Here is a 12,542-nt window from a genome sequence, read left to right on the forward strand (position 1 = left end):
GGTGCCGACGCCCTGACGGCCGACCCGGTCCGTTTGGCCCGACCGTCACCGGGGACCCGGAGGAAAGGATGGAAGGACGGTGAACCACCGTGACCCCGCAGACCGTTGAGAAACCCCTCGTACGCCGGCCCGAGACGGGCTGGTCCAGGGCCCGCCGCCTGCACGGCAGGGACGACCTGCGGACCTGCCTGTCCGCTGTCGAGGACCGAGTCGGCGCGACCACCGCGCACACGATGGAGAGCAACATCTTCCGCGGCGAGGACTGAGCGTCCCGGGCGCAACTCCCGGGCAATCCCCCCACCATGGCCCGATGCTGTGAATCCGGGCTAAGGTGACGCAGATGAAGGCTCTCGTGCTGTCCGGCGAGGCCGGCACACGGTTGTGGCCACTCACGCACGCCTCGGCCGAACGACTTGTGCCCGTCGCCCCCAAGGCTCTCCGTTTCCACGGCCTCGCGTCGATCGCCGACGCGAGGCTCACCCACGTCGGGGTGACCGTGGGCGTCGCCTCCGCGCACATCCGGGAAGCCGTCGACACCGAGCCGCGCCATGAGGTGCGCCACCCCTGTATCGGCCCCTTCACATCCGTCGCGGAGAACCGCCTGATCGTGGACAGCGAGGCCGGCTCCTCCCTCGTACCGCGGGGCGCCCCGAGCGAGGGCATGGCCCGCGTCGAGTCCGGCAGCAAGGTGCAGATTCCTTCATGAGTCCTCTCGCCGCCGACGACGACCGCTCCCGCGCGTCCAGCACCGTGCCCCGCCCCTGCGCGGCGTGCGCGGCCCTCCCGCCGGGATCGTGCCGCTCGGCGCGAAGCGCTGCCGTGAACCCGGCACAGACGGTATGTTCCAGGACACCGGATCCAGCGCGGGCAGCCGTGACGGACCGGTGCGGGAAGCGTTCCGGCACCACAGCGGCCGGCCCGGACAGGGTCGGCCCCACCAGCAGCGAGGCCCGTATCGGGCCCGCACCACGCCCCGCCCTCCGCGCCCTCGGGCACGACCGGGGGACGGGGGCCGCTTCGGCCTCGCACCGGCACCGGCGGTCCGCCCTGCACGAAGCACTGCCACACATCCGCAAGGAGATTTCCCAGTGAAACGTCACGAGTTCCTGCGGGGGCTCCACCAAGCCAGCGCGAACCGCAACTACCTGGAGATCGGCGTCAATGACGGCCGCAGCCTGACGTTCTCCCGGGTACCGAGTATCGCGATCGACCCGGCGTTCAAGGTGGTCTCCGAGATCCGCTGCGACGTCCATCTGGCCAAGGCCACCAGCGACGACTTCTTCGCGCGCGACAACCCGCTCCAGCACCTGAAGGGCGGCCGCCACCCGCTGCGCAACATCATCCGGAACCGCAGCCCGTTCGGCTACTGGCAGGACGTCACGCTCGACCTGGCGTTCATCGACGGTATGCACCTGTTCGAGTACGCGCTCCGCGACTTCATCAACGTGGAGAAGTACGCGGACTGGGCCAGCGTGATCGTCTTCGACGACATGCTCCCGCGCAACGTGGACGAGGCGGCCCGCGACCGGCACACCAACGCCTGGACCGGTGACGTCTACAAGGTGATCGAGGTCCTGAACCGCTACCGGCCCGACCTGGTGACCGTCCTGGTCGACACCGAGCCCACCGGCCAGCTCCTCGTCTTCGGCGCGGACCCGACCAGCACGGTGCTCCAGGACAAGTACGACGAGATCATCGCGGAGTACGTCGTCCCCGACCCGCAGAAGGTGCCCGAGACGGTCCTGGAGCGCACCTCGGCGATCAAGCCGGAGACGCTGATCGAGGCGTCCTTCTGGAAGGCGCTGGTGAACGCCCGCAACCGGGGAAGCAAGCGGTCCCGCAGCTGGGAGCACCTGCGCAGCAGCCTCCAGCGGCTCAACGACGCAAGCTGAGCTGCATGCGGTGAGACGGGGAGGACGCGTCGGCGTCCTCCCCGTCCGTCGTGTTCCCCGCCGCTACTTGCGGCGTGCCCTGACCTTGACGACCAGCCTCCCGGCCAGCCGCCTCGCCCTGCGGACCAGCCGCCGCGCGGCCCCCGGACGGGGCGGGTGCACGATCTGCACGCTGCCCGCCTTCGCCTGCACGGCGAACGGCAGCGGATGGAAGCGCGGCTCCGACACGTCGGGCGCCGCGCTCAGCGCGACCCGCCAGGCCGTGCCCTGGAGCTCGCCGACCGGAATCACCGCCTCCAGAAGGGCCGCGGAGCCCTTGGGCCGCAGCGTTGCGGACACCTGCACGGGCGCGGCGCCGGAACCCCGGGTGAGCTGCAGCAGCACCGGAGTCTCACCGGACACGTGGAACGGCACCGACACCTCGACACGGTCGCCGGACACGGTGACCGCATCCGCCGTCAGGCGCCCGAGTCGCAGACGCTCACCGGCCGTGTCGATGTCGAGGGCGAGCGTGCCCTGCTTCGTCGTCCAGTACGGCAGTACCACCCGGCCGCCGGCCACACCGGCGTCCGCGGCCGTACGTCCCTTGAGGGAGACCGGACCCAGCCGGCTCTGCTTGGTCCAGCCGCCGAGCTTGACGCGGACGTACACGTCCCACAGCCCGGCACCGAGCGGGCTGCCGTCGGCCGCGGTGGCGGGATCCACGGCCGCGGTGCCCCGCAGCACGAGCCGGACCCGACCGTCCCCCTCCGCAGGGACGGTCTCCCGGGTGAACTCGACCGGCTGGAAGTACTGGGCGGAACTCGCACGCTCGCGCAGCAGCAGCTCCACCGTGGCGCGGCCGAAACCGGCGACGCTGTGGGATCCCACCCAGTCCACCGCGTCCTGCACGGAGGCCGGCGGCCCGTCGAGCGGGGCCGAGCTGCCCTCGGCGGGGAACGTCATCGGCGCCCCGCGGGACACGAGCTCGGCGGACAGCCCGATCCGCAGCACACCGCCGTCCCACTCGACGCCGTCCGGCTCCGCCTTGGGCGAGACGGAGGACTCCCATTCGGCGAACGCCACCAGGTCGTCGAGCCGGCCGTCCGCGATCAGGGCGGCGACGACCTGCTGGGTGGGCTGCAGACCCGCCGCGACACCGGGACCGAAGCGCTCGACGACCACTCCTCGGATCTCGGTGAAGAGCTCCTTGCGGTAGTCCTCGGGCGCGTTGAGCAGCCGCTTGCCGCGCATCCGCTCGACCATCTCGTTGCGCAGCCAGCGGCGCAGCAGCCGGTCACGTGAGGGCCCCGGCCCGGTGTACTTCTCGACGACGTCGAGCGCCTCGCGCAGATTCGCGAAGTAGCCCACCGGGTCGAAGCGCTGGAAGCCCGCGTTGGAGGCGTCGTCGCGCTTGAGGTGGTAGTAGCAGACGTAGTCGCTGAGCACGGAGACGTTGTCCGCGCGCAGATACGCCTCCGTCACGAAGACGTGGTCCTCCAGCCTGCGCCTGCCCTCGGGGAAGCGCAGCCCGATCCGGTCCAGGAAGGCCCGCCGGAACATCTTGTGCGGGGTGAGGCTGTCGATCAGCGGGGCGTTGTCGACGGTGGCACGCGGGTGGTTGCGGCGGAACAGCTCCACCGGCACGCCCCGCCCCTGGCCGGCCATCTTGCCCACGACCACGTCGGCGCCGTTGGCGACCGCGTAGTCGTACATCCGCTCCAGGGCCTCGTCACCGAGGTAGTCGTCGTTGTCGACGAACATCACGAACTCGCCCTGGGCGGCTTCGATCCCGACGTTGCGCGGCTTTCCGGACCAGCCGGAGGCCTCCTGGTGCACGACGGTGACGCGGGAGTCCGAGGCGGCGAGTTCGTCGAGCCGGGCGGGCGTCCCGTCGGTCGAACCGTCGTCGACGAAGATCGCCTCGTACTCGTCGGGGGGCAGTGACTGCCTGAGCAGCGAGGCGATGCAGTCCTCGATGTAGTTCCCCGGGTTGTATACGGGGATGACGACGCTGACCTTGACCGGCATCGGTGTCCGGACTCCTTGGGTGGCTTGTGGCTTGCGTCACGGATAGACGCTTTGTGCGCCGATGTTAACGCCGCCGGACAAGTGCCGCGTCAGCGGGCCGTCTTGGCGAGCGGCGCCGGCCCGCCGGGTCGTCGTTCCCGCAGGTCGGTTCCTCTAGGGTGGTCCGCGTGCGCCTGCTGCTGATGTCCGACACCCACCTGCCGAGGCGCGCCAAGGAACTCCCGCCCCCGCTGCTTGCCGAACTCCCGCGCGCCGACGTCGTGTTCCACGCCGGTGACTGGGTCGACACCGCCACGCTCGACCTGCTGGAGAGCCGCAGCGCACGGCTCGTCGGGGTGTACGGCAACAACGACGGACCCGATCTGCGCGCCCGGCTCCCGGAGGTGGCGTACGCCGAGCTCGGCGGTGTGCGCTTCGCCGTCGTCCACGAGACGGGCACCGCCCAGGGCCGCGAGGCCCGCTGCGCCGCGCGGTACCCCGACACCGACGTCCTGGTCTTCGGCCACAGCCACATCCCCTGGGACACCACCGCCCCGGGCGGACTGCGCCTGCTCAACCCCGGCTCGCCGACCGACCGCCGCCGTCAGCCCCACTGCACCTACATGACGGCGACCGCCTCCGACGGCCGCCTCACAGACGTACGCCTGCACCGGCTGCCGCCGCGCTGACGCAGCCCCGCACGAGCGTTAATCCGTTGCCGTCGTGGGCCCACATCTGCTGGACTTCGGATGTCCACGCCGTCGTAGGAGCCAGGAGCAGCAATGCGCACTTCGCCCATGTCCGCCCAGGAAGGAATGACCCCCATTCTTAAGGACATGACGCTTCGTGCACTTGCTCAACCTAGGGATCCTCGCCCACGTCGACGCAGGTAAGACCAGCCTGACCGAGCGGCTGCTGCACTCGGCCGGAGTCATCGACGAGATCGGCAGTGTCGACGCCGGCAGCACCCGGACCGACACCCTCGCGCTGGAACGCCGGCGCGGTATCACCATCAAGTCCGCCGTCGTCTCCTTCACGGTCGACGACGTGACCGTCAACCTCATCGACACCCCCGGCCACCCCGACTTCATCGCCGAGGTGGAGCGGGTCCTCGGCGTGCTCGACGGAGCCGTCCTGGTCGTCTCGGCCGTCGAGGGCGTCCAGGCGCAGACCAGGGTCCTCATGCGAACCCTGAAGCGACTGCGCATTCCGACCCTCGTCTTCGTCAACAAGACCGACCGACGCGGGGCCCGCTACGACGGTGTCCTGCGGGCCATCGCCGAGCGGCTCACCCCGGCGGTGGTGCCGATGGGCACGGTGGGCGCACTCGGCACGCGCCAGGCCCGTTTCCTCCCCGGGGTCGGTTCCTACGACGTCCTCGCCGACCATGACGACGACCTCCTGGCCGCCTGTGTCGAAGGGCGGGTCCCCGAGGAACTGCTGCACGCCGCGCTCGTCGCACAGACCCGGCAGGTCCTGGTGCACCCGGTGTACTTCGGCTCGGCCGCCACGGGCGCGGGTGTTCCCGAACTCGTCGCGGGAATCGGTGAGTTGCTGCCCGCCGCCGACGGCGACCCCGAAGGGCCCGTGTCCGCGACGGTGTTCAAGGTCGACCGTGGCCCGGCGGGGGAGAAGATCGCGTACGCCCGCCTGTTCTCCGGCATCCTGCGCACCCGCGACCGTGTGCCCTTCGGCGAGCCCCGCGCGGTCCAGGGCGCCGCGGTACAGCGCCCCACCCAACAACGCCGCGCGCACACAGCCCGTGCGGAGGGTCGGGTCACCGCCATCAGCGTCTTCGACAGTGGCACCGACGTCCGTCAGGACGCAGTCCCGGCAGGCCGGATCGCCAAGTTGTGGGGCCTGTCGGGCATCCGCATCGGCGACGCCCTCGGCGAACCCCGCACGGCCCACGACCACTTCTTCGCCCCGCCCTCCCTCGAAACGGTCGTCGTCCCGGCGCCCGGCACCGACAGCCGGTCCCTCCACCTCGCCCTCACCCAACTCGCCGAGCAGGACCCCCTGATCGCCCTCAGGCAAGACGAGGTCCGCCAGGAGACCTCGGTCTCCCTCTACGGCGAGGTCCAGAAAGAGGTCATCCAGGCCACGCTGGCCGAGGAGTTCGGCTTCGACGTCTCCTTCCGCGAGACCACGCCGCTGTGCATCGAGCGACCGGCCGGGACGGGCGCGGCCGTCGAGCTCAACAAGAAGGACGCCAACCCCTTCCTCGCCACCGTCGGCCTGCGGGTCGACCCGGCTCCGGTCGGCTCCGGCGTGTCCTTCCGGCTGGAGGTGGAGCTCGGCGCCATGCCGTACGCGTTCTTCAAGGCCGTCGAGGACACCGTGCACGAGAGCCTCGGGCAGGGCCTGTACGGCTGGCAGGTCACCGACTGCACGGTCACGATGACCCACTGCGGGTACTCACCCCGGCAGAGCCACGCCCACCAGGGCTTCAACAAGAGCATGTCCAGCACGGGCGCCGACTTCCGCGGCGTGACCCCGCTGGTCCTCGTCCAGGCGCTGCGGCGGGCGGGCACCCTGGTCCACGAGCCGGTGCACCGGTTCCGTGTCGAGGCCCCGGCCGACACCCTCGGGACCCTGCTGCCCGCGCTGGCCGCGTTGCGGGCCGTACCGGAAACCACCGAGACACGCGGCGAGAGGGCCGGTGTGGAAGGTGCGGTGCCGGCGGCCCGGCTCCATGAGCTGGAGCAGCGGCTGCCCTCACTCACCCGCGGCGAGGGCGAGTTGGAAAGCGCCTTCGACCACTACGCGCGGATCACTCACGGCATTGTTCCGATTCGTCCGGCGACTACCCGGAAAAGCTGAAACTTACTCATCAGTCATAAGTGTTGACGGTGTGCCGGATGAGTCGGACTGTAAGGGACATGCCGAATATGCGCGCGCGTCTGCTCGTTGTTCTGGTTGTCCTCTGTGGATTCCTGACGGTGGCGGGAAACCCGTCCGCCTCCGCCGCCGGTATTGCCGACTCCCTCCCCTTCGACGGAACCGCCCTCACCGTGGCGAACGGGCGTTTCGTCGACGCGGGCGGCCGCGAGGTCGTCCTGCGCGGCTACAACGTCTCGGGCGAGACCAAGCTCGCCGAGAACCATGGTCTGCCCTTCGCCTCGGTCGCCGACGCCAAGAAGTCGGCAACCGCGCTGAGAGCCCTCGGCGGCGGCAACTCCGTCCGCTTCCTGCTGTCCTGGGCCTACGCCGAACCGGTGAAGGGGCAGGTCGACACCACATATCTGGCGAACGCCACCGAGCAGATGCGTGCGTTCCTCGACGCGGGCATCCGGGTCTACCCCGACTTCCATCAGGACCTGTACTCCCGCTGGCTGTTCAACTCGGGCAGCTGGTACACCGGCGACGGCGCACCCGCGTGGGCGGTAGCGCTCGGCAACTACTCGGCCGAGTCCTGCGGCATCTGCTTCGTGTGGGGCCAGAACATCACCTCGAACGGCGCGGTGAAGGCCGGCCAGTACGACTTCTGGCACAACAACTACGGTCTCCAGGACTACTTCCTGGCCACCGCCCAGAAGACCATGACGTACATCAAGGCGAACCTCACGTCAGGGGAGTTCGCCGGAGTCGTCGGCTTCGACCCCTACAACGAGCCCTACGCCGGCACCTACGACTCCGGCCAGAACAGCCGCACCTGGGAACGCGACGTGCTGTGGCCCTTCTATGTGAAGTTCCGGGCCCGGATGGACACGGCCGGCTGGACGGACAAGCCCGCCATGGTCGAACCGAACCTCTTCTGGAACGGCAACGTCAGCAAGGAGGAGGGCGGCCTCCTCGACGTCGGCACACTCGGCTCCCGGTACGTCTTCAACACCCACTTCTACGACCAGAAGGCGATCTCCGGCATCCTGATGTGGGGCAACGCCTCCGACGGCCAGTACGTCACCGACTTCGGAACGGTCCGCGACCGCGCCACGGCGGCCGGAACGACGGCCGTGGTCAGCGAGTTCGGGCACCCGCTGAACGGCAGCACCGCAGGCAAGGCGCCGACCGTCCTCAAAGCCATGTACCAGGCCATGGACTCCCGGGTGAAGGGCGCCAACTGGTGGTCCGCGCCCGCGGGTTCCGGACCGGTCCTGTCCGGTAGCCAGTGGCAGTGGGACATCTACAACGGCCGCCACCACGAGCTCATGAACGACAACCCGGACAAGGTCATCACCTCGGGCGACGGCTGGAACGACGAGGACCTGTCGGCCGTGAAGCTCGACGACTCGGGCACGCCGGTGCTCCGCCAGGACGCCCGGCTCCTCGACCGGATCTACCCGAGCGCCACCTCGGGTACGACGGCCGCCTTCACCTACGAGGACCGTTCCAGGGACGGCTCCACGACCCTGACCTGGAACCCGGTGCCGAGCACCCTGCCGAACGTGTCGTCGCTGGTCGGGTCCGGCCAGTACTCGGTGCTGGTGTGGCGGTCGGGAAGCGGCACGGCCCCCACCGAACTCCATCTGCCCGCCTCCTTCCCGAACGCGACCACCACGGTCGTCTCCGACCTGGGCACCGTCTACGGCCCGCCGGCGTACACCTCGTCGACCCCGGTCGGAACGGCCCTCGAACCCGGCGGCACCGGCAGCCGCCGACTCCTCCTCACCGACTCGGACTCCGGCGTCCTGCACTACGCGCTGGTCACCAACGGGGCCACCTCGCCCTCCGCGTCCCTGCTCGGTGCGGCCAAGTCCGAGCTCGCGACCTGGGTGGCCCAGAAGCTCGGTTGACCCTCTCCCTGCGTCGGGGTCGAAGCCGGACCCCGACGAAGGGGCAGCTGAATGAGCTACTCCGCGAGCCAGGTCGCGTCCTGGGCGGGAGTGGTGGTGCGCACACTGCACCACCACCCGGCCCGGCACCCGCAGCCGGGCCGGGTGCCGCCTCTACGACGAGGCGGCACCCGGCCCGGCTCCAACGGCTTGAAGAGGTCGCCGAGCGGGCCATCGAGGTCCGGCAGACCGGCGTGACCCTCACCCCGCAGGAGCGCTTCGAGGTGGTCCACCACGTTGGAGCGGGCACCTCGGCGGTCGGACTGCACGCCGGGGTGCCCGCGGTACCCGTGCCGGTGACGGCGGACCAGCCGTTCTGGCCGCGGTCGGCGCCGCGCGGCACATGGCAGGCGAGGACGGCGCGGGGGAGACGGTCAAGGCCGTGGCACGGCTGACGGAACGGTCCCTGTGGAGATCTCTATGAGGCGGGGCTCGTCCAGTCCGCGGCCACATGTCCCAGGCGCACCCGCTGGGGATGGTCGCCCACCGCCACGGACACCGTCTTCTGCCCGGTCGCGAAGTCGATCGCGGTGACCTGGTCGGCGCCGCTCTCGGACACGACACAGCTCTTGCCGTCGCCGCTGACGGTGGCCCAGTACGGCTTCGAGGCCGGCACGAGCGGGCCCTCCTGGAGGGTCGTGCGGTTGACCACGGTCGCGTAGTCGTCCATCGTGCCCGCGACACACAGCTTGCTGCCGTCCGGGCTCATCGAAAGGCCGTGGTGACGCGAGTCGTTGACCATGGTGGTGCGGTCGTCGCTGGTCGCCGGGTTCTTCGGCAGGACCTTGGTCCGGGTGATCTTGTCGGTGGCGACGTCGTACTCGAAGAAGCCGTTGAAGAACGACACCTGGAAGTACAGCTTGGAGTCGTCGGGCGAGAAGACCGCGGGGCGGACCGCGTCCGAGTAGTCCTTGAGGCCGATCGCGTCCAGCTTGTCCCGCATGTCGATGATCTTGACCTGCTTGTACGTCGTGGCATCGACGACCGTGATGTGCCGGTCACCCTTGGTGAAGTCCTGCCACGGGGCGTCGGAGTCGGTGTTGACGTCACCGATCGCCATGTTCCAGATGTACTTGCCGTCCTTGGTGAAGATGTTCTCGTGCGGCTTGTCGCCGGTGGCGAACGAACCGAGCTGCTGGCCGGTGTTGATGTTGAGCACGTGCACGGTGTTCGCGGTCGAGGCAGACACCGCGACCCGGAGCCCGTCGGGGGAGACGGCCATGTGGTCCGCGCGGTAACCCGACACCCGGAAACGCCAGTTGATCTTCCCGGTGGCCAGGTCGATCGACACCACGTCCGCGAAGCTCGGCCGGGAGACGACCATCGACTTGCCGTCCGGTGTGGAGTACATGTCGTCGGTGAACTGGTCGTGGCCCTCGCCGACGCTGTTGCGGATCGCCATGAAGTAGATCCACTTGATCGGATCGGCGTTGATCTCCGCCATCCGGGCGTCCTTGTCGGGGATCACGTTGATCCGGCCGATCTTGGCCAGGTCGCCGGAGGACTTCAGGACGTCGGCCGTGCCGTCCCAGTTGTTGCCCACGAACAGCACTTCGCGGAGGGCGGCGGCGTCCGCGGCGCTCGCGGAGGTCGCGGGGGCGGTGAGGGTCAGGACGACTGCGGCGGCCATGGCGCACAGGTGTCTGGGTCGAAGAGCGGGCATGAGGGGGCTCCTTTGCGGCTCATGAAGGAGGCATGACACATCGGAAAATCTGAAGATGCTCGGATTCAGAGTTAACTTACTGCAAAGTAAGGAAGGGGGGCCCTTCTCCACAAGACTGCGTGCACGACAAACTTGGGCGGCATACGGAAGGCCGGAGCGTCCGGCCCCGGGTAGGAGGTGCGGTGACGGGCAGGCTCAGGGCCCCGACCGGTCGCTACGGCGGCAAGACCGCCGCGGAGCGGCAGGCCGAGCGGCGGCGGCGTTTCCTGGACGCGGCACTCCAGCTCTTCGGGGACACCCCCGGCTACCGCGCCACGACCGTAGCGGCCCTCAGCGAGGCGGCGGGCCTGTCCACCCGGCAGTTCTACGAGGAGTTCCGCACCCTCGAGGACGTCCTGGCGGCGCTCCATCTGGAGGTCAACGACTGGGCGACGGCAGCCGTGCTGGAGGCCGTCGCCGGCGGGGACCACCTGCCGCTCGCCGAGCGCGCCGCGGCGATCTTCCGCGCGTACGCGGCGAACGTCACCGCCGACCGGTGCCGGGTGCGCATCACCTTCGTCGAGATCATCGGAGTCAGCCCGCGGCTGGAGGAGCAGCGACTGGCCCGCCGGGCGCACTGGGTGGACCTGGTGTGCGCCGAGGCACAGCGCGCGGTGGCCCGCGGGGAGGCGGCGCCACGCGACTTCCGGCTGGCCGCGACGGCTTTCATCGGCAGCGTCAACGGTCTGCTCCACGACTGGAACGCCGGATGGGTGGACGCGACCCTGGAGGAGGTCGTCGAGGAACTGGTCCGGCAACTGCTGGGGATTCTCCAGCCGCCGGGCTGGACGGCACCGCCCGCCCAGGGTTCCGCCTGACCGTCCACGGTCCTACGCGGTCATGTGGTCCAGGGCCGCCACCACTCCGTCCTCGCGCGCATATGTGTCGCCGACAGCTGAGCCCGCACCCGGTACCCGGCTCGGCGCAGGGCCCAGCCGCCCTCGACGACGCAGCGGGCCGGACGCGGGCGCCCGGTCCCGGTCGGGAGCGCATCGCGGTGGGGCATGAGGGCCTTCTGATCGGTCGATGCTGATGTCGCAATCCGCACCGAACCCGCGAGGCCCTCACTCGTTCGAGATCACCCCACCGTGAAACCTGTCACCTGGCCCCGAGCTGCCGGGCCGCGGCCTCCACCGTCTGCTCCAGCAGGGTGGCGATGGTCATCGGGCCCACACCGCCCGGCACCGGAGTGATCAGCGAGGCCCGCTCCACCGCGGAGTCGAAGTCGACGTCGCCGACGTTGCCCGCGTTGTAGCCGGCGTCGATCACGACCGCGCCGGGCTTGATGTCCTGGCCCCGGATCAGCCGGGGCCGGCCCACCGCGGCGACCACGATGTCCGCTTCCCGTACGGCCGCCGACAGGTCCGTCGTTCGGGAGTGGCAGTAGGTCACCGTGGCGTCCCGGGCGAGCAGCAGCATGCCGACCGGCTTGCCGAGGATCGCGCTGCGGCCCACGACCACGGCGCGCTTGCCGGCCGGGTCGACGCCGTACTCGTCGAGCAGCCGCATGATCCCGCCGGGCGTGCACGACACGAAGCCCGGAAGGCCGAAGCTCATCGTCGCGAAGGAGGCGAAGGTGACGCCGTCGACGTCCTTCTCCGGCGCGATCGCCTCGAACGCCGCCCGCTCGTCGATGTGCGCGCCCATCGGGTGCTGGAGGAGGATGCCGTGCACCGTGGGATCGTCCGAGAGGCCACGCAGGGTGCCGACGAGTTCCTCGGTGGTGGTGGTCGACGGCAGCTCCACGTGCCGGGATTCGATGCCGGCCTTGCGGCAGCGGTTGCGCTTCATGCGCACGTAGGTGACGGACGCGGGATCCTCGCCGACCAGTACCGTGGCCAGGCAGGGGGCCTGTCCTGTGCGTCCGGTGAGGTCCGCCGCCCGCTCGGCGGTGTCCTCGCCGATACGTCGGGCCGGCGCGGTGCCGTCCATGAGCCGTGCCTGAGACATGATCCACTCCTGAGCCGATCGAAGGAATCGCCCAGGCGCACGGCATCGAATGTGCGAACCGCTCCCCGGTGGTGCTCCACCTCAGCGCCAGTCACGGTCCGGACGTCACAGTAACCGACGTGCCACTGCTCGACTGCTGCTGGTGCCACGGCGGTCAGCGCCCGCTGCGTTCGAACAGCAGGCCGTCTCGGGAAGGTGGGTGAGCCTTGCGGCCCTGTCGGCGCGTTCCGCGAC

12 protein-coding genes and 1 riboswitch are annotated in these 12,542 nt (G+C 70.0%); of the genes, 7 read left to right on the forward strand and 5 right to left on the reverse strand.

From position 1 onward, the window contains the following. Nucleotides 1-89: 89 nt before the first annotated feature. From OHT57_RS43550 to OHT57_RS43560, 3 genes are all read left to right on the forward strand, one after another. A complete protein-coding gene (locus OHT57_RS43550; protein WP_328752495.1) occupies nucleotides 90-266 on the forward strand; it encodes a hypothetical protein in 177 nt (58 codons plus the stop codon). A gap of 74 nt (nucleotides 267-340) precedes the next feature. Then, complete coding sequence (locus tag OHT57_RS43555) at nucleotides 341-706, forward strand: sugar phosphate nucleotidyltransferase (protein ID WP_328752496.1); 366 nt, start codon at nucleotides 341-343, stop codon at nucleotides 704-706. Between the two features lie 382 nt (nucleotides 707-1,088). Continuing rightward, nucleotides 1,089-1,892: a class I SAM-dependent methyltransferase gene (locus OHT57_RS43560; RefSeq protein WP_328752497.1), complete on the forward strand. Its 804-nt coding sequence runs from the start codon at nucleotides 1,089-1,091 to the stop codon at nucleotides 1,890-1,892. Between the two features lie 63 nt (nucleotides 1,893-1,955). On the opposite strand, the gene OHT57_RS43565 is transcribed toward OHT57_RS43560, so the two are convergent. Beyond that, nucleotides 1,956-3,902, reverse strand: coding sequence for a glycosyltransferase family 2 protein (locus OHT57_RS43565; protein WP_328752498.1), 1,947 nt, complete (start codon nucleotides 3,900-3,902; stop codon nucleotides 1,956-1,958). Between the two features lie 167 nt (nucleotides 3,903-4,069). Here OHT57_RS43565 and OHT57_RS43570 point away from each other — a divergent pair, with 167 nt between their 5' ends. From OHT57_RS43570 to OHT57_RS43580, 3 genes are all read left to right on the forward strand, one after another. Then, complete coding sequence (locus OHT57_RS43570; RefSeq protein WP_328752499.1) at nucleotides 4,070-4,570, forward strand: metallophosphoesterase family protein; 501 nt, start codon at nucleotides 4,070-4,072, stop codon at nucleotides 4,568-4,570. A gap of 157 nt (nucleotides 4,571-4,727) precedes the next feature. Next, entirely contained in the window at nucleotides 4,728-6,704 is a 1,977-nt protein-coding gene (locus OHT57_RS43575; RefSeq protein WP_328752500.1) for a translation factor GTPase family protein, read from the forward strand. A 59-nt stretch (nucleotides 6,705-6,763) separates the two neighbouring features. Beyond that, entirely contained in the window at nucleotides 6,764-8,617 is a 1,854-nt protein-coding gene (locus OHT57_RS43580) for a cellulase family glycosylhydrolase (protein ID WP_328752501.1), read from the forward strand. 56 nt (nucleotides 8,618-8,673) lie between these two features. On the opposite strand, the gene OHT57_RS43585 is transcribed toward OHT57_RS43580, so the two are convergent. Next, the gene (locus OHT57_RS43585) at nucleotides 8,674-8,925 is read right to left on the reverse strand and encodes a hypothetical protein (RefSeq protein ID WP_328753549.1); all 252 of its coding nucleotides are present in this window, start codon (nucleotides 8,923-8,925) and stop codon (nucleotides 8,674-8,676) included. A 149-nt stretch (nucleotides 8,926-9,074) separates the two neighbouring features. After that, on the reverse strand, nucleotides 9,075-10,319 hold the full coding sequence (locus tag OHT57_RS43595; RefSeq protein WP_328752502.1) for a YncE family protein: 1,245 nt from the start codon (nucleotides 10,317-10,319) through the stop codon (nucleotides 9,075-9,077). Nucleotides 10,320-10,501: 182 nt separating this feature from the next. Between OHT57_RS43595 and OHT57_RS43600 the strand changes: the two genes are divergently transcribed. Beyond that, the gene (locus tag OHT57_RS43600; RefSeq protein WP_328752503.1) at nucleotides 10,502-11,176 is read left to right on the forward strand and encodes a TetR/AcrR family transcriptional regulator; all 675 of its coding nucleotides are present in this window, start codon (nucleotides 10,502-10,504) and stop codon (nucleotides 11,174-11,176) included. 20 nt (nucleotides 11,177-11,196) lie between these two features. Here OHT57_RS43600 and OHT57_RS43605 read toward each other — a convergent pair whose 3' ends face one another. Next, on the reverse strand, nucleotides 11,197-11,364 hold the full coding sequence (locus OHT57_RS43605; RefSeq protein WP_328753550.1) for a hypothetical protein: 168 nt from the start codon (nucleotides 11,362-11,364) through the stop codon (nucleotides 11,197-11,199). 92 nt (nucleotides 11,365-11,456) lie between these two features. Next, entirely contained in the window at nucleotides 11,457-12,308 is an 852-nt protein-coding gene (locus OHT57_RS43610; RefSeq protein ID WP_328752504.1) for a bifunctional 5,10-methylenetetrahydrofolate dehydrogenase/5,10-methenyltetrahydrofolate cyclohydrolase, read from the reverse strand. A gap of 22 nt (nucleotides 12,309-12,330) precedes the next feature. Further along, nucleotides 12,331-12,413: riboswitch (ZMP/ZTP riboswitch) on the reverse strand. Nucleotides 12,414-12,542 lie beyond the last annotated feature (129 nt).

The organism is Streptomyces sp. NBC_00285, from assembly GCF_036174265.1.
Taxonomy (GTDB): domain Bacteria; phylum Actinomycetota; class Actinomycetes; order Streptomycetales; family Streptomycetaceae; genus Streptomyces.